The following is a 22430-nucleotide window of genomic DNA, read 5'->3' as shown; positions in this document are numbered from 1 at the left end:
AATAGAGCGATTGTCAGATACCAAGTAAAGTCTCTCCAGCTAACTGATTCTGGGTGAAATCGCCAGACGGAACGGGTTTTGCTCCAATCTGAATCTATTAGCTAAGTGACTGATTCGTACAAAATCGCAATACGTGGCGGGTGTGATTCACCGAATAATTGGTCCTTTAACTTGCCGTGCTTTGCGGGGCGTTCTGAGAGCGATTTTTGCGAGAAATGTATAGGCAATCTAACAGTGGGAGAGCGGGTCGATAGACCCGACACAAACAGGGGTACGAATCCGCTCAGGCCACCTGCACTCACACCTATTGGAGAACAGATATGTCTCACCTCACTCCCCAGAGTCCGACCGGGACTGCACATGGCGGGCCAGCTCCACCGAGCATCATACGATTACACTGTGCCACGCACGTCGCCGGCCGCCGACGTCTAGGGCCACGCCGATCACGACCCCACTCGAGTTGAGCCAGCGCTGGCAGACCTACGCTTGACTCTCGCTCGCTTCGGCCTCTTCGTGGCGCACAACCCGACAGTCACCGGCCGGCGACCACACCATCATGTCCGGAGCTTTGTATCTGAATCCCAACAAGTACAACGCGGCTTGTTTTCGCACCTTCTCAGAACCGTAATTTAGTACGGTATTCAGCCGAGAACCCGCCGACTCTTGGCGGGGATCGCGCCCGCCACCGCAGGCACGATTGGACCGGCGTGAGGCGCGCGACCGCGCCGAGCGCAGCGCCCCGTCGTCCGAGTGAGCACCAGCGAACGAGGACAGGACAGACGAGCATCGCGAGTCTGTCAGTGGCGTCGCGCGCTGGGACGTTCCACCAGCCATTGCTGGCAGACCCACGCTCGCGACACGCCAGAGGGTAGACTCACTTCGCTATTGATCGTCGATGATCGGTGCCGGCCTAGTCCCTGCACAAGCGATTTAACAGATGCCGATAAAGAGTGATTGAAGCGATTTTCATGTCAAAGACACATCCATCTCCAGAGCGCCGGCTACCTAACGAGCGAATCGTCCCGTCAATGACGACTATCGGCCCAATCGTCGACGAAGTCGTCGAAATCGCACAGCACAACCTTAAGCGTCCGATCTCGGTCAAGATCTGGACCTGGGAAGACGGGACATTCAAAGTTCGTGCCAAGCACTGGTATCCAGCTGGGACCACGACCCGGTACGGCTACCGGTCGGTAATCCAGTACCACAGCGACCGTGAGGTCGTCAAAGGATACCTGCTGGAAAAAGACACAGAAACAGATGAAGAATCACTCCTCCTAGAAATGAAACTCGACGAAATCAGTGATCCAGTCCCACGAAAAAATGAGAAGGGCGACTAACCCTATTTGTCCATTACGAACCGGTAGCACTTCTCACACAGCCGGTCGAACGATTCCTCACGCTCGCTATCATAGAACGACCCCAAGCGCATTCGCTCGTCATCGAGGAAGGTATTGAACACCTTCTCGCACCGCGGACATTGGACGTTTCCCACATTTCTCACCTCCTGGGACCCCTTCTCGGGCCGCCACCTGCCTGCGGCCGCACAAAATCCACGCCGGCGAGCAGCGGCATCCAAGCGCTCCCCCGACGCTTTAACCAACATACCCGCGATCACCCGCCCAACGTTGGTTAAGACCGCTGCGCCACTCTCGCTGACGCCGGATCTCGACGGACCAGCCACGAATGCGGTTCCCGTCCACTTCCCGGCGGCAGACCGGGATCGCGCCCGCCACTGCAGGCACGATGGACCGCCGCGAGGCGCGCGATAGCGCCGAGCGCAGCGTCCCGTCGTCCTCGTGAGCGGTAGCGAACGGGGGCTCGACAGACGACCAGCGGGAGTCTGTCGGTGGCGTCGCGCGCTGTGGCGACCCACCACCCACCCAGCCTCAGTCTCTCCCGGGCCGGCTGGCCCACATCCACGCACACACCAGGACCCCCACAGCCACCCCCCGACTGACCCACGTCGACGCGCCGTTGCGGTCGGCGCTCCAGTCCGTGCGCGTGGTTGTCTCGCCGCCGCCCGGCTTGCCGGAGGCGGCGGCGAGGCCGCGTGCGCGAGCACCGTCGCACCGGCCGAGGGACCATCTTTGATGGGAGAGGTCCCCAGCTGACGCCGGGCGTTAGTGCGCGTTGCCCAGCGTCACAGCAACCGCCCGATCAGTGTTTCGCTCGTTGGCCCACTGGTGCGTGTCTGACTCCGCATCCCACGGGGCCACCGTCGGGCTATCACCGGCGGAGCCGAACATGCTACTCCCGTGTCCGGTCGGTGCGGGACCGTCGCCGCGCTCAATGACACACATCAGGGTGTCACTCGTGACGGCCACCGTCTTCATGCCGTTGTACTCGCCGGGCTTGCCCCCGGAGATTCGCACCCTGTCGCCTTCGTGGAGCGTCCGCACCATCTCACCGCCGTGGACTGACTTGCCCCAGACCGTCACCTTCGCCGTCGTGCCCTCTCCATCTTCGATGTAGGCCACCTGGTACTGATTGCGGGCGTCTGGCTCCTCAATGAGATGGGTCACTTCGCCCTCAACGGTACACTCCCAGCCATAGGGCGAGACATCCGCGATAGGAGTGGGTGCGTCCATTGCAGCCTGAGCGTCTAGCTGGGTGGAAAACGCAGCGCTACACAGGTCTTCGCCATCATCGAGATACTCAGCAAGGAGCCGACTTGCAGCCGCTCGGGTCATGGTCGTCTGCTCTGCAATGGTGTCGGCCTGCTGGTTGACTGTTGCCAGCGTGTCGGCGTCCATGTCGGCCCGCGGGTCGTCGTGGTCGAAATTCTCCGGGCGCTGGCTCATCGCGTCTGCGAGCTGTCGGTTGCCCGCTTCGCGGTCTACACCGTTGGCGTGTTTGTGGGCTATCTCTGAGTGTCGGGCTTGCTCGGCTTCGCGTGCGAGGCGTTCCTCTTGCTGGGCGAGCGTTTCGCCAAAGCGTCGGTTCGGGCCGACCTCGGTCGAGCGGGTCCAGTCGTATGCCTCCTCCTGACGGGCGTAGTAGTTGCCACGGCTATCGCTGCCCTTGTTCATCCGGAAATCAAGTTCGTCGCCGTTCTCGGTCTTTGCGACCTGCTCTAGAAGTTGCTCGGGGCCACCATCGACGTGGGCCGAAAGGGAAACCGTCTGGTTGCTTGCCGATGCTTTCTTGCCGCTGGAATTGCTAGTATTCATTGTCTTTCTCCTAGATACGGAAAGACACTTGTCGGGTGCTCTAACACCCGATTTCTGCGGCGTGAAACTGCTTTGTGAGTGCCGCGTGTGTCGTGTCTTTCCGTATCTATTGACAGAAGTGTCTAGCACTTAAAGATAACGAAGAAATTGTATTGTTTCAAGTGCAATATTCTGGTGTTTGAATGGTCTCTAAGCAGTTTATTATTATTCGGTCTTCGAGGGGAATTAGTATATAAAGGATCGATTTGATATTGACACCCCGACGGGCGGTCCAATCGTGTGCGGTTGCGGTGAGCCAGCATCCCGCGCGGCCAAGCGAGTGCCGGATGGGTGAAAGCCCGGCAGCGCAACGAAGTGAGCAGCCCGGAACACAGGGCACGCAGTGCCCGTCCTCGTTCCGGCGAGGGAGCGCCGGCCCCGCGGGTTCCTCATCCAGATCGCGCGCGACTCCGACGCTTGCGTTCGATTACTGCTGTGCCGTGCTGTAATAGTCGGGTGGGACTGAAAGGGGCACGCCGCTGGCGCTTGTTGTAGTCGGGTCAGCGACCCCTATCCGACCGCAGTGAGGATATGTCGCTGAGCGACCGCCAGCGGCGTGGGGCTTTCAAGATGTGCTGAGCCGACACCGCACTCGTCGCCGCGATCCCGTTTGGAGTGGTTTCAGTACCGCAAGCCCCAGCAGTCCCGCTACGGTCAGTAGTTTCGCCATCTGTAGCTCCATGCGTCCCGCCGCCAACAGTGCCACGAGTTCTGTTGTCCGAAGTGTTGCCCCCATCGACACCGTCACGAGTGTCACAATACTCAACTCCAGGCCCAGCAGCCCCAGAACTCTCCGCCCATCGCACACGAGACACACCCTGCCTGCGCTAGCTTCGTCCACTCTCTGCCCACGTCCCGGCTCCAGCAAGAGCGAGAGTGCCGCCCAGCGGCGGCTGTCCGCCGGTCGGGCGTCACACCAGCAGCCATCCGGTTCCTGCCCGGCGGTCAGTCCCACGCCGACTCACACTGGTCTCTCGGGTTCTCAGCCGGCCTGCCAGCCCCACGCTGCTATCCACCAGGCGTCCATCTGTTTCGCTCGGCCGTCTGCCCCGCGCTGCAAGGGACCGACTGCACTGGTGCTGGCAGTCGTACCATCTATAGTGAGGAAAACCGGACACTGGCGTGGGACTACATTGTGATGTAGTGTTCCGCGAACTACTTGAACGGTGCCGGGAACAGATACTCGCGGATGCAGGGAGAGGACTAAGTACACAGGATTAACGATCTGCCTCACGAGTAGCGCAGGGAATGCACTACTCTGAGATCCTGTAGTGCCCTATCTCGTCCGATTCGCATTCAGGACACTCGTCTGTGTCTGGCGTGAGATTCGTCCCACACTGGCGGCACTCTATGACTACGTCTGTCTCGTCAGCAGAGAATAGTCGAGAGAGGACCGCGGGAACACCCATAGTTTCTCAAACTATCGGTGGCCCCGAAGTAATACTGTCGGTAGACTCTCTGTACTGGAATACTGCTGTGGTCACCCTGAAAACCCGGCAAACACTTATTTTCGAGGCAATTCGAGTTGCCATTGGAAGGAACAGTGTCACACGCTCCTTCCGTCCCCTTTCCATGCCAAACGACACGCAACGCCTTGGTCGCTGTCCGGCTTGTGATGAACATATCACGACCGCGTGGATTCTGGTTGAATACGAGAAAAATGACGGCACAGAAGGTATCTGGGCAGAGTGTCCGTCGTGTGAGGCCGTTGTTGCGCCGGAGTGAGTTCAGGCAGAATCAAGTACGTCTACCCGAGTGTCTCGGACAGAATACTCATGGATATTCCTACCCAGCTACGGTGTCTATTTGCTGCGACTGTCGAAGAGCAAAACGACTCCTACGTGATCGAAGTCCCAGCCCAGGAACTTCGGCTTGGTGACCTGCAACAGGGTGAGACGTACCGTGTCGCGCTGCTATCGGCTTCGACGGATAATGACATCGAACAAACCGATACGCCGCCACAGCATGAACAGAGGCTGCCGAAACCTCCGGTCGAAGTGGATGAACAACGCACTGTCGAAATCGAAGACATCGGCGACCAGGGCGATGGGATCACCCGAGTCGAACGTGGATTTGTGGTCATTGTTCCGGATACCAACCTTGGAGAGCGTGTCATCATCGAGATTACTGACGTAGGCCAGAACGTCGCCTTTGGGGAAGTTGTTGAACGACTGAGTTACTATGAGTAGTGAGCGTGGTTGGAATCCACTTCTGCGAACGTTAGGGCCGGTATAATCAGCCGCTCTGTCACTGGCTTTGTTACTATTGATTAACTGAGAAATAGTGTGTGTTGATACCTACCCACAGGAATAGTTGCCACCGGAGACAACTACATCGTTCCGTTGGTGCGATACTCACCGCACGGTCTCACAGCCATCGGTTCCAACTCCGTCCCGATAGTCATCAGAAATCACTGATGGATCAGAAACGAGGTACGCTTCGAATGCATCACCGTGGACATCCAAACTCGCACTCGACTGAGACCAAATCATGCGCAAAAAAGAACATATCTACACTCACGCTCTGCTCGCGGAAGTCACACGATATTTGATCGAGAACGACACCATGTCGGCTGAGATGCTGTCTGCATACGACGCAGTTGAGACGCGTCCAGCAAGCATTCACAAATCGAAACAGAACCACCGCGAAGCGATTATGATTCTTAGCAGTGCTATCGAATCAAGTCTCACAGAGGACCACACTGGTAACCCTGAGCAATCGCTAAATCGATAACGAGAGTTGCTCGACACTCCCAGCAATCCCCTTTGCTGTGGATTTACTTCCTGATTTTGACTCCTTGTTACCACATAGGGTATCTTGACATCCTCCTCCGCGTAAACGGGGAGGAATCCCGAGCAGTGGGAGTTTCAGGTTCGCAGTCCAGTCACCAGACTACCAGTCCTTTCGGGCGCGGGTAGTCCCACAGTATCGGACTGGTGGACTGCTGGCCATGCCAAGTGGCCGTTACCCCTATCCTCGGCCGTGTATAGCGTCCCGGTGTTGTTTTTGCCACGGGGACGCCAGCAGGCGTTAGCGGACTCGGGGTACCTTTTGATTCGTTTCGAGCAGTCAGCACCTCGACATACCCTTCGAGGATATGCGGTCACCGACTGTTCTTTCGGATATTGCCTCGTTACGTGGGCGGACAGGCCACCTCCGAAGGACGGTTCGGAATCCGCTCCGTTCCGACCGATTCCTACCCGTAAAGATGATTGCCTGTCACTTAAACACCGGTATTCCGAAACTCGGAGTGCTGTCGAATGCGGATTCTCTCCCAAGGGACGGCGCGTATCCACGGCGTGAACGCCGTGGTATTGCGCCTGTTCAGCGTATAAAACAGTTCACAAGGTAATTTATTTCAGAACTTTCAGGAGGAACAATCTGCTCAGTAGGTGTGCGAATTGACTGGTGGGATTTCGACCAGCTCAGAAAGGTGTTCTAATATTCGTGCAAGATACAGAGCGCGTATCTCGTACAGACTCCGACCAAATTGAACAGACTGGATCGGTAAATAAAGGGTCTGATTGGTATACGACCTTCTTTTTATACTCAGATTATCCAATTTTAGAATGCGGACGTGAGTAGCAGCAAAAATAACTCCAATAGGAAATAGTAGCACTACGTATTCATAATGTTATTCTAGATCAATTGAATCTGAATGTTATGCATCCGATAAGTTCTCATTCCAGTGGTCCACAATGAATCGCCCTGGCTTATCAGCTGTCTTCAGGTGGGGAATAATTATCTGCTCTATTGCGGTCTTACTTTTGTTCATGATTATCGGTACTAGTGCTACGATTACACAGCCTGCACCACCGAACTCCTACTACGGCGTTGCTCAGGCCGGCGGAACTCCAGCACCGGAAGGAACTATTATTGTCGCCGTCGCAAACGGTATCAAGCAGGACTCTATTTCTGTTGGCTCCAACGGGGAGTACGGGAGTTCCTCTGGTGAGAAGCTCAATGTGGACAGCGACATTGACTCGAAGGTTACTTTTCACGTAGATACTGTTGATGGTCCTCAAGCGGACCAGACGGATTCGGACCCAACAGCGGAAGTAGAGGAACTTGACCTGACATTCCCAGGAGGTACGTTCAGTGGCTCATCCCCAACAGAGACGGAAACAGCGGCAGAGACGGAAACGGCGACAGAGACGAAACGGCGACAGAGACGGAAACGGCGACAGAGACGGAAACGGCGACAGAGACGGAAACAGCGACAGAGACGAAACAGCGACAGAGACGGAAACAGCGACAGAGACGGAAACAGCGACAGAGACGGAAACGGCGACAGAGACGGAAACAGCGACAGAGACACCAACAGGAACGGTCACTGAGACAGATTCACAGACCGAAACAGAAGCCAACACGACACCGAAGACCACCACCGCCTCGACGTCATCAAATACTGACGATACGTCCGAGGAGACATCGGCAGCTGACGGGATCTCGACTAAAATTACAGTAACGAGTGCAAGGCTCAATCGGACACAAGTAGCGCCAAATAGAGTGGTCTTGGTAAACGCAACATTACAGAATACGGGCGATTCGACAGCGTCTAACGCTGTGTCGCTAATAGTCGGTGAGACACGAGCGGCGACAAATAACTACACGCTGTCGGCTGGCGAAAGCCGCGACATCCAGTTTCGCTACCGCGCGAATGAGACTGGAGAGTACCCTGTCTCTGTTGGGCAAACCAGCGCTGGGACGCTCACTGTCGGCGAGAGTGATGGCTTGATTCCGTGGGGCATACTCCGAGCCATATTCCTCTTTATTTTTCTCCCAGTAGCAATCATTTACGGCATCCTGAAAGCACTTGCAATCTACTACGGCTACTAATCTCCATCCCATTCAATAACTATAACCTACTCCTGCAGATATTAGAGATGACAATTAGGGATCGTACTGCTCGTCTTTGATTACGCCATACTCTTCACCGGAGTCAATATAGACATAGTAACCCTGGTAAGCAGCCATATCACTGCTCAGTACTTCGAAGTCCATCTCGTCAGGGTTACTGATAGAATTAGTTGCCGACATGGAGACGTACACCTTGTCATTTGTCCCGAGGCTAATTGAACCAAGTTCGTTGGACTCGCTGATAGTTGACCTGTCGTTCAGGTCCGGGGTCGCAGTGACAAGGTTGTATCCCTCGTATAGATGCCGTGTACGTTCTTCAGTACTATCGCTGAAGGTGTACCCGATCCGGGCAGAATTGTTTATTCCGTGAATGTAGTACGCTGAACCCGCAGTTTTCAGGTCTGGGTTAGTGTTCCAGCTGTCGTCAGTGGGGTCATAGCGCATCTGACTATTCGTGTACTGCAGATCTACGCTTTCAGCGTCCATAGGCGTACCCTCTATCTGGTATCCTTCTTTGAGATTATTGGCTTCATCAACGAGTGTTACCGTATCGGTATCTGATCCCGAGTCAGCCGCTGTAAGTTCGACCGTCACATCACCCGTGCTCTGACTGTTCGAGATCTCTTCAGGATTGATTTCGGTATCAATGCTACCACTACTAACTGAGACATCGTAGTTGTGGCCTCCGACTCTGAGCGTGGTGTCTTTGTCTACGATTGCGTTACCCTGTGGGTCGGTGATACCATCGGCAGTTACCCGAACAGTGGTGTTCTCGTCTTTGACAATACCGATGAAATCCTGATGGATAGTAAGCGAACTGACTGAGTCAATGTCCGTTACGAGGTCAATTGAATCACTCTCCGTAGCGGTGTTCCCGTGGTTATCCTTAGCGGCCACAGTCAGTGAAACCGACCCATCGCCAACGTCCGGATCAGAGACAGTGAACTTCTCTTTGTAGGTACTCCCGGAGTCCAACGAAAGTGACAGAGAAGAATCTCCGCCCAAGTCCGCTGCATCAACTGTCACCGTATCGATGCCGGACGTCGCGTCGGTTACGTCAGCTGACACGATGACTGTATCACCAACTTCGACTTTTCCATCTCCGTCGGTTTCGTCTGTCACTGACACTTTATTGATGTTATTATTATTGAATTGTGGGTCAGTAGTATCGAGTGTAAATGGTTGCTTGAGGTTCGAGTAATCTGGGCCGTCGAAATACGACGCAGTGTTGCCCGCTTTATCCGTGGATCTTACATACACACGATAGTCTCCATCATTTAAATTATTAATCTGGGACGTGTCATAGCTCCAGTCACCGCTGCTGACCTGCGCATCGCGCCAATTCGGTGAAGATGAACTGAAGTCTGTTCCATCGTAGTAGTTGTCGTTGCTATCTCTGATTGCGACTTCTACTTTATCGAGATGCTTATCGCTGACAGTTCCCTCAACTATCGGGTCTGATGTCGGCTCTGAGATGCTATCGAGCTCTACCGTCGGAGCGGTATCATCGATAGTGAATGTCGTCGAGTCGTCGGACTCAATATATCCATCTCGGTGGTCAACCTTGACAGTTGCAGTCCCCCTGTCAAGCGCGGTGTCGAGATTGCTCAAATCAATCTCAGTGGTAAACGAATCCGAACCAACCGTTGTGTCTGGTCCGGAATCCGATTTCGAAATATAATCTCTATTTCCGTTTGCATCTTCTATAAGGAATGTAACCGTCGTAGGGCTGCCAGAATCGACGCTACCGGTTATCTCAATCGTGCCGTCAGGTGCTGCAACATCTTCAGTGATGCTCAGTGTGCCGTCATTGACGGCGGCACTGGCACTGTCACTGAATGTCACTGTTACCATGGTCAATGATAATATTAGAATGATCGACAATGCGACGGCCTGAACGGTGCTTTGCAATGGTTTTTGACTCATAGTTTGTGTCTCGTCTATTTGATTTCCCGGACGGTTTTCCCGATTTGCTGCTGTCATGCCAAGGCAATGATCGACAGATAGGCAGCTATTTGCCTATCAACGATACTTTGTTGGATGGTAATTAGCATGTATCTATAGATTTCATAAAACCTCGGATGCCATTCTCGAATTTGAAAATAGAATTTTCGATTCATTTATACAACGGCCTCAAGTGCTGCATAGAATCTCTATATTCAGTACCCCCTTCCTAACAGTCTCTGGGTAGTTGATCGCTTGATGTGATATGACGTGCGTCTGTACTGACCAACTGGAAGATACGAAAACCGGATATGAGAGTCGTTGTATGACACTCTCGTTACCACAAATAGAAGGGGACTGTATTTCTTCCTGATAGGGGAGCGGGTCGTAGGCCTACCAATCGAGATGGGACGCTTCTGGACACACGCTACTGACTGGGCCAGTGACAATTTAGGGCCTCAGCGCTCCCCGTGGGGACGGCCCTGGAAGACTTCACCACTGGCCTGTGCCTGGTGATGCTGGGCACGAATGCCTTGTCCCTCGTCGGCTTCGTCAGAGGACTGTTCGTCGACAGACTGCTGTTCGGTACTCATGTTCGGGAAACCCCTCACCCCATCGGGGGGACACAAAATTACCAGTGCGAGCACGCAACCGACAGGATTCAGGCCTCAGCGACGTCCCAGACAGAGAGATGACCGCTGGAACAAACCCCCAGCGTAGCGTCCAACGGCCATGCACGGCTCGTATTCTCCGTCGACACACGCGATGCGCTCGGCGTCGAAGATCGGCGCGTCGCACTCGTCGGTTCTGCAGGTCAAGTGCCCCTGGGACGAGTCACTGCCCATCACGTCTCGCCCGCCATCGCTTGCTGACAGAGCTCGTCTTCGCTGGGAAGGTCCCAACCGTGGTACTCACGAGCGATGTGGCGCGCTCGCGTGACGTTGACTACGACACCGGCTGCTGGAGACTGGTGCGCTTCGATACGCTCTTTCAGGTACGCAGGATGGTTGCGTGTGTACGTGCCAAAGCCGAGATTGTCTGGCCCACTCTGGCTCATAACGACGTATCCCTCTATCTTGGTCTGGGTCGCGTGATTGCCTGACATAGATGATGGTCAAGACGCTCTCTCTGGAACGCCTCTCACCCCGTAGAGGCACACAAAATAGGGGCGAGTTCCCTTGCTGTCAGACTAGGATTGCTCTAGCGGTTCGACCCACTCGGGAGCGCAATCATGGGTCCCGCCGTAGATCGAGTGCTCGGGATACTGGCCGTCATCAGTCTCGACAGAAACGATCACGTCGTCCCCAGAACGTGAGATGGCTGAAACGGTCCCGACGACTTCATCGAGTGGCCCGTCTCCGTCTGCCCAGTCGACTCGGACGTGGTCACCGAGATCGAAGTCGTACTCCTCGAACGAAGGTGCTGTGGTCCTCATGATCTCCTCTGGCCCCAAGGGAGACACAAAATCGTCTGTATGCCAGCCAGAGCGTTGATGCCGCTTGACGCGATAAGAGAGCTGATGACTGAGTTGCGGGTCCGGAAACCCGATGGCTGGACAACCGTCTCGTTCCCCGATGAGGTTGCGGCGATCTCGGCTGTCGGCGGCAAGGTCGACGGCCAGCTGTGCCTGACCCTCACCGGCGAACGGGAGGACGGTCCTCGCATCGTCGAAACCGGAATCCTCGACGTCGACGAACGTGACGAGAACTTGTTGGAGAATACAGTGCCTCGGACCGAGAACGGGACGAGTATCGTTCTAGATCGACTACTGCCGGATTGACTGCAATCTCAACAGTGAGGATTACCACTCCCACGGGAAGATGCCATGGCGCTCGCGATAGGTGCTGATCTGGTCCTGAAACTCCTGCTCCTGGAAGTCTGGCTCGTCGCCGTGGATATCCTCCGGTGAGACGCCATCGGGAAGATGCTCATAGCCCGTGGTCTCCTCCGTATCGCTGTCTTGCTCGGGCTCGTGTCGGTGCTGTCCACACTCCCTGCAGGTCCAGATCAGCCGGTCACGATGCGAGTGGCACTCGAAGCCGTCGAGCCCGTGAGATTCGTGTCCCGTCACGGCGTCACACTGTCGACAGTAGAACTCGATTCCGACTGTCTCCGGTTCGGATCTCGCTTGATGGCGCTGCACGACGCCGGGAACGAGCCAGTACGTGCCGTCGTCCTGTCGGAAGTCGTCTGTGAGGCACTGGAACTCCGAGTGGTCAGTGACTGGCGATCCGTCCTCGAGGTAGATCCGTGGCTGGACGTCGGTGGCGTCCCAGTCGGTTTGCTCGTCGGCTGTCTCTATGAGCGCCTGTCCGGGTTCCTCGTCGATCATGGTTTCGGTCGGAAGCTCGGGCCAGCCTTTCGTGAGAGTGGCGGCTGGCTCTGTCCCAAATGCCGCTCGACACTTCACCGTCCCATGAGAGACGTCCTCGCCGCTCGCGATGCTGTCGGAAACGGAGAAGGCCGCAGCGCCAAGGGCTCGTGCATGGAAGTCAGTGTTCGCTTCGACGAGTGCGAGTACTACTCGACCGAACGTCCACTCCCCAAGTGGGCTGCTATCCTGATCGTCGGACGGAATCTCTGTGACGCCGGTGTGAGTACAGAACGGACACTGGCGTTCATCCCGGGGAATATCCTGTCCACAGGTCGTACAGGTGCGAGCATCATCCTCTGTACGGTCGGGATACTTGGTGGATTCGAGGACTCGTTCCCGTCCGTTCCCTCTCGTTTCAGGGTCGGAACTCGCTGCGCTGAGGATATCAGCGGGATCGTACTCAGGATTCCGGTCAGTCACACGCTTGGTTGCGGTCGTCATCGTATTTAAACCTCAGCCCCGAGGGAAGCACAAAGCGACAGAGACCAAGACAGGACGAGTTGGCTACTCGCCGCCTGTGCTGTCCGTCACTTCTGCCATGAATGTGTCCGTGGCCCTGTCCAGATCGTACTGGTTGATGAGTTCGAGGGCAGCCAGCGCTGCGCCTGTGTCTGCGAGGTCTGCGGCGAGCAACTGTTTGAGACGAAGGGTGCCTTTGTCGGCACGGTCGGAATCTGAACCACGCATTTGAACAAACTCCATGAAAAGGCGTCGCCAGGCAGTCGCCGAGCCGGTCACCGTGAGATTCCAGTCCGGAGCTTCATACCTAGAGTCCGACTGCCGGCGGTAGTGTCCTTCAAGTCTGTCAAGCAAGTTGTCGATGATCGTGCCCTTCTCAACGGTCTGTCCGTGTGCGACGTAGTCCGGGTCGATAAGATTGCGCCACTCGTCGGAGGAGTCGATATCGTACTCGACAGCTAGCTCAACCTCGACTGTTTCGAGACAATCGGCTTTGGCAATTTCATTCACGCGCCCAAGTCGATCTGCGGTTCCCTCGGCTTGGACTGTGAGGTCTGGGAACTGCGATTCACTGGAGTCGGCTGCTGATTGCTGTTCTCTGGTCTGCTTGCTGTTGGTGGTCTTCGATGCCATGGGTACTGTCGGGACGCTCTCACTGGACCGCCCCGCACCCGACTGGGGCCAAAAAATAGAATTTTGGTGAGAACAGCTGGGGTAGCTGGGCACGTAGCGAGTTCTGGTTATGTCTCAGAAATGAGCGCAACCCCAGAGAATTCGCCTCGCCGGGCGAAAAAAGACTGCAATTCAGGTTTCAAGTGTGAGGACGATATCTGCGTCCCACAGGAGAGTGTACTGGCTATAGTGCCCTTTCCCCTCTCCAGTCCCTCGTCGACTCCCTGCAATCTCTAAAAAGCAGAGTTCGTTGAGTAGCTGTCGGGTACGTTCTGTTGAAAGCGGGTCTGCCCCACTCTGATCACAAACATTGAGATACATCTCGCGTATTCGCATCGTCCGGAACCATTCTCGGTCTGGGTGGTTCTGACTGAGGTTCGCTAGCGCGACTAGAACGTGCTTGCTATGGGGCGGAAGCCCAGAAATCAATTCAAGCAACCGGTCAGACTCTGCTGAGGCGCGTGCATCCGAAAGGTGAGACTCTTTTACTCGCTCAGCGTTCTCCTTGTTCGCTTGGTCACCAGCATATCGGAGGAGGCGCATAGCCTTTCGTGCGTCTCCATGTTCCTTGGCGCTCAGTGCCGCAGCACGAGGAATGACTCCCTCGTCAAGGACGCCGTCAACGAAGGCATCGGTCCGATTTTGAAGAATCTCTCGAATTTGCTCCGCATCATAGGGTTCAAAAATAAACTCGTTATGGCCGAATGAACTCTTTGTCCGTTCGCTCATTTTGTCCCGATAGTTGATTTTGTTTGATACCGCTATCACTCCAATTGGAACGTCAACACTCCCGTCTTCCCCGGCTCTTGACAAGGCCATCAGAAGATCGTCGTTATTGAGTTTGTCAACTTCGTCTAAGACAATGATTGCAGCGTCATAAAATTCGTTCAGGACCGACCACACCCGTTCAAAGTACTCGTTCTCTGAAATCCCGCGTGCCGGAAACTTTACACCGCTTTCTGGTGGGTTGATTGCACGACCGTATTTGCTCAGAGCGTCAGAGTTACCCTTTGCCTGCTGACAATTAATATATCCTGTAGCAAGCTTCACATCCCGATTTTCAGCTTCTTCCCGGGCAATCTTGGAGACGTGCTTTGCGACGAGTGACTTCCCACATCCGGTTTTCCCGTAGATGATGATCGAATTCGGCGGCTTCCCGACGACAATTGGCCCGATCTCCTCAGCAACTTTCTCTATCTGTTCATCCCGTCCGACGATTCGTTTTTCACTGGGTACATAGTCAATTTGAAGGATCTCACGTTGTTCAAAGATTCTTCCTCCGCTCTTATCGATACTATCAAATACGCTATGGAGTGTCTCTGACCCGTCCTCGCTATCCATTATTAGAGTTAGACAGCAGTCAGCGAAATAAAGCTTAGGTACCTGATTATGAGTAAGATGCACGGGAAACCAAGTGAAAAGACAGATATCAGGCTTTCCTTCTTACACAAAACTCAGCTGACCCACACCAGATTTTGAGTAAGATGGAGGGAGACACACACCTAGTTTGGAGTAAGAAGGTAGGGTAGGCCGGGGCGGAGAGAAGCAACATAGAGGGTTGTGGCGACACGTTCGTTGTCTCTACACTACTACTTACTAGAACAACTAGACTAGAGGAACACACCTAGTTTGGAGTAAAGAACTCGCTCCAGATCAAGTCATCTCGTCTTCTACGACACTAATCGTATCATCCTTACTCAAAATCTGGTGTGTGTGTCTGATCCTGAGTTTTTGTTGCTGACAGTTCAGACCGATAGAACAGCTACACCTAGTGTCTCCCTCCGCGAACTCACGAAGTGTAGTTTGCTCACTTGAGGCGACAACAGACTACTACAAGCAGACAGCTGATGAGCGGTCATTCGGTTGTTGAAGAGGTGTGATAGGACGCCCCGGAGTCAAACGAAGTCAGCTCCTCGATGCGGTCTTCGAGTTCCGCAATCTCGTCTTGGAGCTGCTGAACTTCCTCAGCATCAGCATCGCTGGCGACAAGACGATCTTTCAGTCCCTGAAGCCGGGTCTCTTTGGTTTCCTCGTCAACATCGGCTTTGCGGACGTACTCTGTACTCTCGATATCGTACAGATCCGTCTCGGATAGTTCAGTCACCTCAAGAGCATCGTCTACCTTGTCTCGATCAACACTCGCCACGCGCTCCCGGTTGATCCCGGCGGCTTCCAGCGCGTTCAGCACAGTCTCATCGTCTTTGAGCGAGCGTTGGCGGCGTGCTGTTCGCTGGACGGAGCCAAACTGCCCGCTGACTGGCTGGTCGTGATGGAGCCGACTCAGTATGACGTCAGCGACCTCTTTCCGAAGCTCGTTGGCACTGCGCTGGACATCCGACAGCATCGTGTACGGGTCCACCAGCGTATCCGTCTCGATATCGCCAAACGTTTCGACGTCGTGGCGCTCAAGCGCATCAGTCAATAGGAGTGCGTCGCTGTACACTTGCAGATCCGGTTCAGTACGCTCGCTTTCTTCATCCCCATCGCCGGTCGGGGCGATCTGTGTCGTAGTTTCGAGGTCGCTCTGGCGGATGATACCGGCGTCTTCATCAATCTCTATTCGTGGATGAAGCGACCAGACCGCAGCGAACGGCTCGGCCTCAGGTGGCAATCGGTCAAGGGTAAACTCTTGATTTGGTTCGTCATGTACCCGCCGAAACAGCGTTTCGAACTGCTCGCGCTGGAGTGGTCGTGTCTCGTCCGCTTCGACGTAGTCAATGATGATTCGGTGGTCCTGGGTCTCACTGATCCGGAACGGCGTGTGTGAGAGTTGCGTCACCAGCACTGCATCGGATGGAAGTTCATCAGCCTCCTCCAACAGCGTATGCCAGTTGACACTGAACGACATATTCGATCCAACACTGCCATCATCAAATGACTACTGGCCCGGTTCTGCACACACCACCATTTCCAGTGAAAACCACCAGACTGCAGCGGTATTTACACTCGAAATACGGTGTGGTGAATCTGTGATTTGACCGGACTGAGCGCTGGAGTAACTTACACTTCGAGTCGCTCCATCGGTTCAACCTCGAAGGTCAGCAAATGGGACCGAAGACAGGCATAAGCTCCGTCGCTGTCGGTAGTGACGCAGTACCGATTCGGCCTCGCATCGCGAGGATTACCGTCGTTCTCCCGCCACTCCGCCAGCGTGAACTCAAGCGCTTTCAACTCGCCAGCAGCGTCCTCAAAGACAGCCGCAACCGAGGGTGTTCCGTGGTTGTCTGCAATGTATGCAACCGCAACGGCGTCGTGGTCGGCGTCAAGTCTTCTCCACCCATCGAGTTCTCCGGGCGGGTCGTCGGCGAACTGCTCGATCTCGCGCTGAGTCAGTTCGGCTTCTGCGGCGTCCCGCCACGCCTGCTTGATATCCTCGGCTTGGGACCGCTCGATCTCCTGAAGAACGTCGGTGTCGATACAGTCACCAGCCCAGGCAAGTACTGTCTTGGCCTTCTTGTGCTTCTCCTCGGGTTCACCGTCTAGTTGCCCGAAGTTCAGTGCCCTGGGCGACAGCAAGAGGACATGCGACCGCCAGTAGCCGGGATCACCGTTGCGTTCCTCGTCGGCATCGGGAGCCCACGTTTCCATCGAGGTTCTGACCTCTTCGTGGTGCCCGAAGCCGGTTCGGACGCCGCCAGCACGGAGGGTACGTTCTGCGAGGTCGATGGTTCGCTCGCGCTCGTCAGCGGGAACGTCGTCGGGACGGTCAACGTCGGCGTAGAACGGTAAGCCGACTTTGCTGATGATTGTCTCTTTGTAGTTCGGAATTAGCAGCGGTTCCTCTACGAAGATCGGTTCAAACGGTGGTTCGGCTGTCGGCAACATACTGGAAAGCCTCCAGCCACTGAGGCAGCACAAAATCGCTACTGGGGTGAGCCCGACCTAGAGGTACTGATCGACAGTCTCACCATGACTCCTTTCCAGCGCTTCCCAGTCGGTCCACTCGTCGTACTCTGGGCGGATCTGGCCGTCTGATAGCAGATCATCGACGAAGGCCTGGACCTGCTCGTCGACAGGAGCGTTCTGTAGGTCGTGTTCCTGTGCGACGACCCGGACACCACAGAACGAACGGCCATCGGCTGCGAGCTGCCAGAGCAGGAGCTTTCGGTTCTGATAGGTTGCGAGTTTGGTGAGTAGTGCTTCATCATCAATGTCGTCTGTTGGATTGGACACGTTCTGGCGCCTCCACCTGTGAGGCTGGCAAAAAAGCCACTATTTCGACTAATGCCTGTATGGACTGTATGACGCTGATTCGCTGGAGATATTAGGAGACTTGGTTTACGGGAGTTCCCCAGTCACATCAACGAGCCCTTCCTCGGTTCGCCAGCGATAAGGGACGTCACGGTGTCGGCGACCAGGCAGAATTTCTGGATACTCTCAGTTGCACGTTAGCGTCAGCTATTGAGGGAACGAAAAGATGGTCGATCTCTTCCATGAGGGCATCAGCGCCACGATCATCGTTGTCACGAACCTCCTGTCTGACGACTGTCTGACTCCACTGTTTCCACTAATAGGATGACATATTGAGAAGCAGCGGTTAGAGGGCAGCACCCACCCCCCACTATTTCCAGTAAAGCTAGTGAAGAAGGCAGAGCCGAATGAACTGTCCGTTTCTTTCACTAGATCAACACCCTACAGCAACTGCCTTCTAGGTCTACTACGGTCTAGCTCTAACGGCATGGATATAAACTTTCCCCTTATTCAAAGTTTATTCTCTATGGTGGTCGCTCTCTTACTATTCTTTACTGGAAATAATGGGGGGAGGGTGTACTGGCATTCCTTGGACGCATATCCCCTTGCCTTCTCATGGTTCCATTCTCAATACGGGTTTACTGGAAATGGTGGGGTATCCTATACTTAAAAAGAACCAATTACTGGAAATACTGGAACCCCCTGGTCCCAATCTACCGACACCACTCGTGAGACAATTACTGGTGTTTACTGGAAGTGGTGGGGTGGGTCACACTAACTGAGGCCTCCGATTTACTGGAAACTCTGGGGTGATCTAAAGTGCTAGCGCACGGCTGAGGGAACCAACAAAAGCCTCGGGCCACCGCGCCCGAGGCTGTTTACATTCCCTCCACATGATTCCGTGCAATCGGGTTGAGACCCACTCACCGTGAGCAGGGGATACACTGGAAACTGTGGGGTGTTTCTGTTTAGTGGAAGCACCCGGTTATACTGGAAATAGTGGAAACAATGGTCGAAACCATTATTGTAGTAGCCTGACTCAGTCGGCCATATCATGGGTCCTCGTTTTCAGCCAGACGACACACTCTACAAGCGACGGAATACACTCAAAGTCGAGTATGTCCCCGACGAAATCGTGGGCCGAGACAACGAAATCGAGGAGTACGAAGCTGCTTTGCAGCCGATCATCAACGGCGAGTACCCTGATAACATCTTCATTTACGGCAAGACCGGTGTCGGGAAGACCGCTGTGACGAACTTCTTACTGAATGAGCTCCGGGAATCAGCGGAACATTTTGAGATAGATCTCAGTGTCATCACGCTCAACTGCGATGGCCTAAGTACAAGCTATCAAGCGGCCATCAGTCTGGTGAACAACCTCCGGGACCACGAAAACCACATTGCTGAGACTGGGCACCCCCAATCCAAAGTATACCGCCTTCTCTGGGATGAACTTAATAAGCTCTCGGGGAGCGTCATCATTGTCCTCGACGAGATTGACCACATCACGGATGACACGTTCCTTTACCAGATTACTCGTGCCGACAACAACGGCTATATCGACAATATCCAGCTCGGGATTATCGGGATCAGCAACGATTCGACGTTCCGAGAGAAGCTCGATGCAAAGGTGCAATCCTCACTCTGTGAGACGGAGATTTCGTTCCCACCGTATGGGACCGAAGAGCTACAGGCGGTGCTTGAACAACGGGCCGAGATAGCCTTCCACGAAAGCGCTCTTGAGGATGGGGTCATCCCGTTGTGTGCAGCTCTCGGCCGCCAGGATGGTGGGGATGCTCGACGGGCGATCACCCTTCTTCGGAAGGCTGGTGATCTGGCACGCACTGAAAATGCGAATTCGGTAACGACTGACCATGTAGAGCGTGCCCAGGAGAAACTTGAGGCCCAGCAGAGCATGGACATCATGCGTGACCTCACTGAACACGAGCAACTCACACTGTATGCACTGACCACGCTTGCTGCAGAGGAGACAACTCCCGCTCGCTCCCGGATAGTCTATCAGCGCTATAAGGAGCTCTGTGAATTCCAGGGCCGAGAACCGCGAACTGCTCGCCGGATGCGTAGTTTCCTCTCTGATTTCGAGATCCTCAATATCACACTCTCCAACATTGAGCACCGTGGCCAGGACGGCGGCACATATCGCGAGCATGAACTCAACCGGGATATCGCGACTGTCGTAGACGCCCTTCAGACGATCATCAGCGAATTCGGTGCCCACCAGAGTATAGTTGAATATCTGCCCGATTCTGGGGAAGAGTTTGCTACGATGTGATACCGGCAACACACCACCGTTTCCGGAGAAAAATCACGCTACGCCGGACTGATTGGTGCCACGTACTGACTCTTAACCTTCTCGCCCTCGCGCCACTGGAGGTAGTAGTATTCTCGCTCACCGATTGTCTTTGTCGTCAGCGTCCCCTTCGAGCGCGCAATCTCCGCCTTTTCGTACGCCTCGTCTATCTTCTCCTCCCATTCCTCTTCGTCATTCCACTCCTCCGGCGCGTCGACTGCGACTCCGTCGTCTGTCTCGTCGCCTTCTCCGAGTGCGGTGGCCAGTTCACCGACTGCAGTGACTGCTCTCTCGTAGGTATCGCAAACGAACTCGTCGTGGGCCTCTGTTTCGATTCGCTCCAGCGCCGACAGTGCTTGGTGGGCATATTCCTTGTCGCTCATATGCTAACCAACATAGCCATGGAAAATAGGGTTTGTGTTGGTTAGCTATTGACGCCAACGATAAGAAGGTCTTTCAGCAATCGGCGAGTTGACCTTTACATGACACGACGTTCTTCTCCTCCAATAATCGCAATTCTGATCCCCTTTACTGTCGGACTGGTCCTAATCGCGTTTGTCTTGGCGGTGCTGGCAACACCAACGTTGAACATCGAATCTCATGAAGCGTTTGCTCAGATGCAGGGCGGTATTCTTCCTTGAACTGTCGGCTTCTTTTCTGTATTAATCAGTTGAATGGGACTCTTGGCGGCAGCGTATCGAATTATGTTGTAAAGAACTCACACACCCCACTGTTTCCAATGTGTTACTAACAGCCTCTACTAATCGATGTTATTAACAAAACTATCATTATTAACATTTGATACTAATTTGTAGTACTAGCATAAGATACTAACTAATACTACTAGTGTGCGGTACTAAATAGTGGTACTAATATATGTTATTAATCAACGTTACTACTAAATGATACTGGCTAGTGATACTAACATACGATACTAACTAATGCTACTAACACGCGCTAATTATTAGTAGTAACAACACACAGGTGTAACACATGCTGGCATATACGGTATATAGCGAGGCTGGTGGCGTCGGCAAGACGACGACCGCAGCGAATCTCGCGCACGCTCACGCGACGAACGGACTCAAGACACTGGTTATCGACCTCGACCCGCAGGAGGCGTCGATCTCCTATGTCTTCGGCGTCGACGACGACCGCGACGACGGCGAAGCCGACAATCTCGTCCGGCATATGGTCGGACGGGCGAAAGGCCCCTTCAAGGATCTCATTCGAGAGGACACGGGCGTCGACAACTTGGATGTCATTCCGGCCCACAACATGCTTTCGGGCCTAGACACGGCGATGCGTCGCGCCAAAGAGACCGAGGAGCAGATGAATCCCGATGCCGAGTGGGTCGAAGAAGAACAGCTCTACCAGCTACTGGGTCGGAACGGTATCCACGAAGAGTACGATGCGATAATCTGCGACCCACAGGCTTCCGAGGGCCAAGGTCTGTACAACTCGGTCATGGTCACGCAAACGGTCCTGATTCCTGTCGAACTCTCGGGCAAAGGGTCGCTCAGTATCGACGGCCTGGAGCAACTCGTCGACGGCCTGGAGGACAACCTAGACATCGAAGTCGGTGTACTCGGAGTGGTTCCTGTTGCCTTCGGTGACACCACAGGTCAGCAACAACATCTCGAAACGCTGCAAGAAGAGGTCAAATACGACGTTCCGGCGGTGTTCCGTAAGCGTGAGTCGCTGATGCAGGAGATGTGGGACGCACGGGCGACTGCCTATCAGGTTGTTGAAGAGGCGTACAAGGACGGCGAGAAGGGCGTTCGTCGTGTTCCTGACCGGGAGCATGAAACGCTCGAAAAGTACGACGAACTCGCCGCGGAGATCGAGGAGGCGTTCGACGCATGAAGTCTGGTGCTGGCTCTCCGTTTGAGGACGACTTCGACGAGGATGAAGAAGAGGACGACGGTGCCGAAGAGGAACCGATTGCGAGTGGGACCGACACTGAATCCGTCGCCACAGAAACGGTCCCTGAGTCCGACACGACCGAGGATACAACACAGACGGCGGACTCGCTACCGTATAAGTACCGACGCGATGGCGTGCAGGACGGTCGCAGCCATGCAAATCTCTTCTTGCGCGACGAAGCTGAAACTCATGTCGACGAGGTCGTGGATGCTATGGAGGAGACCTTCGAATCCGAAACGGTCTACAAAATCGACGTACTCGAAGCGATTATTCTGGCTGCCAACGATCCGTCCCGAACGGTTGCAGACGAACTAAGGAAGATGGGCTATGGAATGAAATAGGACACGAAGGGCCAGGCCCACAATTTGGTACAGCAGCATACACTTTAAGGAAAAATTTGCCAGACCACCGTAGAGCCATAAGTCTGGCACGCGTCTGCTGTGGCAACAGAACTAACAGGATTCAATGTGTTTAGCTCTGT

General features: G+C 54.5%; 21 protein-coding genes and 1 pseudogene. 9 read left to right on the top strand and 13 right to left on the bottom strand.

Features of this window, described 5'->3' with window-relative positions; genetic code table 11:
• The first annotated feature begins 968 nt into the window (after positions 1 to 968).
• The gene (locus tag Har1131_RS19000) at positions 969 to 1340 is read left to right on the top strand and encodes a hypothetical protein (RefSeq protein WP_225308190.1); all 372 of its coding nucleotides are present in this window, start codon (positions 969 to 971) and stop codon (positions 1338 to 1340) included.
• A 2-nt stretch (positions 1341 to 1342) separates the two neighbouring features.
• Here Har1131_RS19000 and Har1131_RS21985 read toward each other — a convergent pair whose 3' ends face one another.
• Positions 1343 to 1495 (bottom strand): hypothetical protein, encoded by a 153-nt coding sequence (locus tag Har1131_RS21985; protein WP_154021066.1) that lies wholly within the window; start codon positions 1493 to 1495, stop codon positions 1343 to 1345.
• Between the two features lie 634 nt (positions 1496 to 2129).
• Positions 2130 to 3173: pseudogene (locus Har1131_RS18995) on the bottom strand (hypothetical protein); the annotation flags it as partial.
• A 1814-nt stretch (positions 3174 to 4987) separates the two neighbouring features.
• On the opposite strand from Har1131_RS18995, the gene Har1131_RS18990 reads away from it, so the two are divergent.
• The 4 genes from Har1131_RS18990 to Har1131_RS21975 all read left to right on the top strand — a co-directional run bounded on the left by Har1131_RS18990 (position 4988) and on the right by Har1131_RS21975 (position 8051).
• Positions 4988 to 5401 carry a TRAM domain-containing protein gene (locus tag Har1131_RS18990; protein ID WP_151148254.1) on the top strand — a complete coding sequence of 138 codons (414 nt, stop codon included), beginning with the start codon at positions 4988 to 4990 and terminating at the stop codon, positions 5399 to 5401.
• A gap of 301 nt (positions 5402 to 5702) precedes the next feature.
• Positions 5703 to 5945 carry a UPF0058 family protein gene (locus Har1131_RS18985; protein WP_151148252.1) on the top strand — a complete coding sequence of 81 codons (243 nt, stop codon included), beginning with the start codon at positions 5703 to 5705 and terminating at the stop codon, positions 5943 to 5945.
• A gap of 1040 nt (positions 5946 to 6985) precedes the next feature.
• Positions 6986 to 7549 (top strand): hypothetical protein, encoded by a 564-nt coding sequence (locus tag Har1131_RS21980; protein ID WP_191907520.1) that lies wholly within the window; start codon positions 6986 to 6988, stop codon positions 7547 to 7549.
• A gap of 229 nt (positions 7550 to 7778) precedes the next feature.
• Entirely contained in the window at positions 7779 to 8051 is a 273-nt protein-coding gene (locus Har1131_RS21975; RefSeq protein ID WP_191907519.1) for a hypothetical protein, read from the top strand.
• Between the two features lie 54 nt (positions 8052 to 8105).
• Here the strand turns inward: Har1131_RS21975 and Har1131_RS18975 are convergent, their stop codons facing one another.
• The 4 genes from Har1131_RS18975 to Har1131_RS18965 all read right to left on the bottom strand — a co-directional run bounded on the left by Har1131_RS18975 (position 8106) and on the right by Har1131_RS18965 (position 11451).
• On the bottom strand, positions 8106 to 9917 hold the full coding sequence (locus tag Har1131_RS18975) for a hypothetical protein (RefSeq protein WP_151148251.1): 1812 nt from the start codon (positions 9915 to 9917) through the stop codon (positions 8106 to 8108).
• A gap of 557 nt (positions 9918 to 10474) precedes the next feature.
• Entirely contained in the window at positions 10475 to 10609 is a 135-nt protein-coding gene (locus tag Har1131_RS22615) for a hypothetical protein (protein WP_255518513.1), read from the bottom strand.
• A gap of 251 nt (positions 10610 to 10860) precedes the next feature.
• Positions 10861 to 11121, bottom strand: a complete 261-nt coding sequence (locus tag Har1131_RS18970; RefSeq protein WP_151148249.1) for a hypothetical protein — start codon at positions 11119 to 11121, stop codon at positions 10861 to 10863.
• An 84-nt stretch (positions 11122 to 11205) separates the two neighbouring features.
• A complete protein-coding gene (locus Har1131_RS18965) occupies positions 11206 to 11451 on the bottom strand; it encodes a hypothetical protein (protein WP_151148247.1) in 246 nt (81 codons plus the stop codon).
• Positions 11452 to 11535: 84 nt separating this feature from the next.
• Here Har1131_RS18965 and Har1131_RS18960 point away from each other — a divergent pair, with 84 nt between their 5' ends.
• On the top strand, positions 11536 to 11796 hold the full coding sequence (locus Har1131_RS18960) for a hypothetical protein (protein ID WP_151148245.1): 261 nt from the start codon (positions 11536 to 11538) through the stop codon (positions 11794 to 11796).
• A 21-nt stretch (positions 11797 to 11817) separates the two neighbouring features.
• Here Har1131_RS18960 and Har1131_RS18955 read toward each other — a convergent pair whose 3' ends face one another.
• The 6 genes from Har1131_RS18955 to Har1131_RS18930 form a co-directional block, all read right to left on the bottom strand.
• Entirely contained in the window at positions 11818 to 12831 is a 1014-nt protein-coding gene (locus Har1131_RS18955) for a hypothetical protein (protein WP_151148243.1), read from the bottom strand.
• Positions 12832 to 12894: 63 nt separating this feature from the next.
• A complete protein-coding gene (locus tag Har1131_RS18950; protein WP_151148241.1) occupies positions 12895 to 13482 on the bottom strand; it encodes a hypothetical protein in 588 nt (195 codons plus the stop codon).
• 171 nt (positions 13483 to 13653) lie between these two features.
• Positions 13654 to 14862: an orc1/cdc6 family replication initiation protein gene (locus tag Har1131_RS18945; RefSeq protein WP_151148239.1), complete on the bottom strand. Its 1209-nt coding sequence runs from the start codon at positions 14860 to 14862 to the stop codon at positions 13654 to 13656.
• Positions 14863 to 15376: 514 nt separating this feature from the next.
• Positions 15377 to 16369, bottom strand: a complete 993-nt coding sequence (locus Har1131_RS18940; RefSeq protein ID WP_151148237.1) for a hypothetical protein — start codon at positions 16367 to 16369, stop codon at positions 15377 to 15379.
• Positions 16370 to 16521: 152 nt separating this feature from the next.
• Positions 16522 to 17346 (bottom strand): hypothetical protein, encoded by an 825-nt coding sequence (locus tag Har1131_RS18935; protein ID WP_151148235.1) that lies wholly within the window; start codon positions 17344 to 17346, stop codon positions 16522 to 16524.
• A gap of 57 nt (positions 17347 to 17403) precedes the next feature.
• Entirely contained in the window at positions 17404 to 17694 is a 291-nt protein-coding gene (locus tag Har1131_RS18930) for a hypothetical protein (RefSeq protein ID WP_151148233.1), read from the bottom strand.
• Between the two features lie 1072 nt (positions 17695 to 18766).
• On the opposite strand from Har1131_RS18930, the gene Har1131_RS18925 reads away from it, so the two are divergent.
• Positions 18767 to 20005 (top strand): orc1/cdc6 family replication initiation protein, encoded by a 1239-nt coding sequence (locus Har1131_RS18925; protein WP_151148231.1) that lies wholly within the window; start codon positions 18767 to 18769, stop codon positions 20003 to 20005.
• 38 nt (positions 20006 to 20043) lie between these two features.
• Here the strand turns inward: Har1131_RS18925 and Har1131_RS18920 are convergent, their stop codons facing one another.
• Positions 20044 to 20406: a hypothetical protein gene (locus Har1131_RS18920; RefSeq protein ID WP_151148229.1), complete on the bottom strand. Its 363-nt coding sequence runs from the start codon at positions 20404 to 20406 to the stop codon at positions 20044 to 20046.
• Between the two features lie 610 nt (positions 20407 to 21016).
• Between Har1131_RS18920 and Har1131_RS18915 the strand changes: the two genes are divergently transcribed.
• On the top strand, positions 21017 to 21889 hold the full coding sequence (locus Har1131_RS18915; protein ID WP_151148227.1) for a ParA family protein: 873 nt from the start codon (positions 21017 to 21019) through the stop codon (positions 21887 to 21889).
• Entirely contained in the window at positions 21886 to 22290 is a 405-nt protein-coding gene (locus tag Har1131_RS18910) for a hypothetical protein (protein WP_151148225.1), read from the top strand. The genes Har1131_RS18915 and Har1131_RS18910 overlap by 4 nt, the downstream gene beginning before the upstream one ends.
• Positions 22291 to 22430 lie beyond the last annotated feature (140 nt).

Source organism: Haloarcula sp. CBA1131 (assembly GCF_008728975.1).
Taxonomy (GTDB): Archaea; Halobacteriota; Halobacteria; order Halobacteriales; family Haloarculaceae; genus Haloarcula; species Haloarcula hispanica.
Note: the sequence above shows the minus strand (reverse complement) of the source record. Positions and strands in the feature narration are given on the sequence as shown.

What these genes read in the sequence shown, in the direction of transcription:
- Har1131_RS19000 (WP_225308190.1), top strand. Translation starts at nt 969, where the DNA reads ATGTCAAAGACACATCCATCTCCAGAGCGCCGGCTACCTAACGAGCGA.
- Har1131_RS18990 (WP_151148254.1), top strand. Translation starts at nt 4,988, where the DNA reads ATGGATATTCCTACCCAGCTACGGTGTCTATTTGCTGCGACTGTCGAA.
- Har1131_RS18985 (WP_151148252.1), top strand. Translation starts at nt 5,703, where the DNA reads ATGCGCAAAAAAGAACATATCTACACTCACGCTCTGCTCGCGGAAGTC.
- Har1131_RS21980 (WP_191907520.1), top strand. Translation starts at nt 6,986, where the DNA reads ATGATTATCGGTACTAGTGCTACGATTACACAGCCTGCACCACCGAAC.
- Har1131_RS22615 (WP_255518513.1), bottom strand. Translation starts at nt 10,609, where the DNA reads ATGAGTACCGAACAGCAGTCTGTCGACGAACAGTCCTCTGACGAAGCC.
- Har1131_RS18970 (WP_151148249.1), bottom strand. Translation starts at nt 11,121, where the DNA reads ATGTCAGGCAATCACGCGACCCAGACCAAGATAGAGGGATACGTCGTT.
- Har1131_RS18965 (WP_151148247.1), bottom strand. Translation starts at nt 11,451, where the DNA reads ATGAGGACCACAGCACCTTCGTTCGAGGAGTACGACTTCGATCTCGGT.
- Har1131_RS18960 (WP_151148245.1), top strand. Translation starts at nt 11,536, where the DNA reads ATGACTGAGTTGCGGGTCCGGAAACCCGATGGCTGGACAACCGTCTCG.
- Har1131_RS18955 (WP_151148243.1), bottom strand. Translation starts at nt 12,831, where the DNA reads ATGACGACCGCAACCAAGCGTGTGACTGACCGGAATCCTGAGTACGAT.
- Har1131_RS18950 (WP_151148241.1), bottom strand. Translation starts at nt 13,482, where the DNA reads ATGGCATCGAAGACCACCAACAGCAAGCAGACCAGAGAACAGCAATCA.
- Har1131_RS18945 (WP_151148239.1), bottom strand. Translation starts at nt 14,862, where the DNA reads ATGGATAGCGAGGACGGGTCAGAGACACTCCATAGCGTATTTGATAGT.
- Har1131_RS18940 (WP_151148237.1), bottom strand. Translation starts at nt 16,369, where the DNA reads ATGTCGTTCAGTGTCAACTGGCATACGCTGTTGGAGGAGGCTGATGAA.
- Har1131_RS18935 (WP_151148235.1), bottom strand. Translation starts at nt 17,346, where the DNA reads ATGTTGCCGACAGCCGAACCACCGTTTGAACCGATCTTCGTAGAGGAA.
- Har1131_RS18925 (WP_151148231.1), top strand. Translation starts at nt 18,767, where the DNA reads ATGGGTCCTCGTTTTCAGCCAGACGACACACTCTACAAGCGACGGAAT.
- Har1131_RS18920 (WP_151148229.1), bottom strand. Translation starts at nt 20,406, where the DNA reads ATGAGCGACAAGGAATATGCCCACCAAGCACTGTCGGCGCTGGAGCGA.
- Har1131_RS18915 (WP_151148227.1), top strand. Translation starts at nt 21,017, where the DNA reads ATGCTGGCATATACGGTATATAGCGAGGCTGGTGGCGTCGGCAAGACG.
- Har1131_RS18910 (WP_151148225.1), top strand. Translation starts at nt 21,886, where the DNA reads ATGAAGTCTGGTGCTGGCTCTCCGTTTGAGGACGACTTCGACGAGGAT.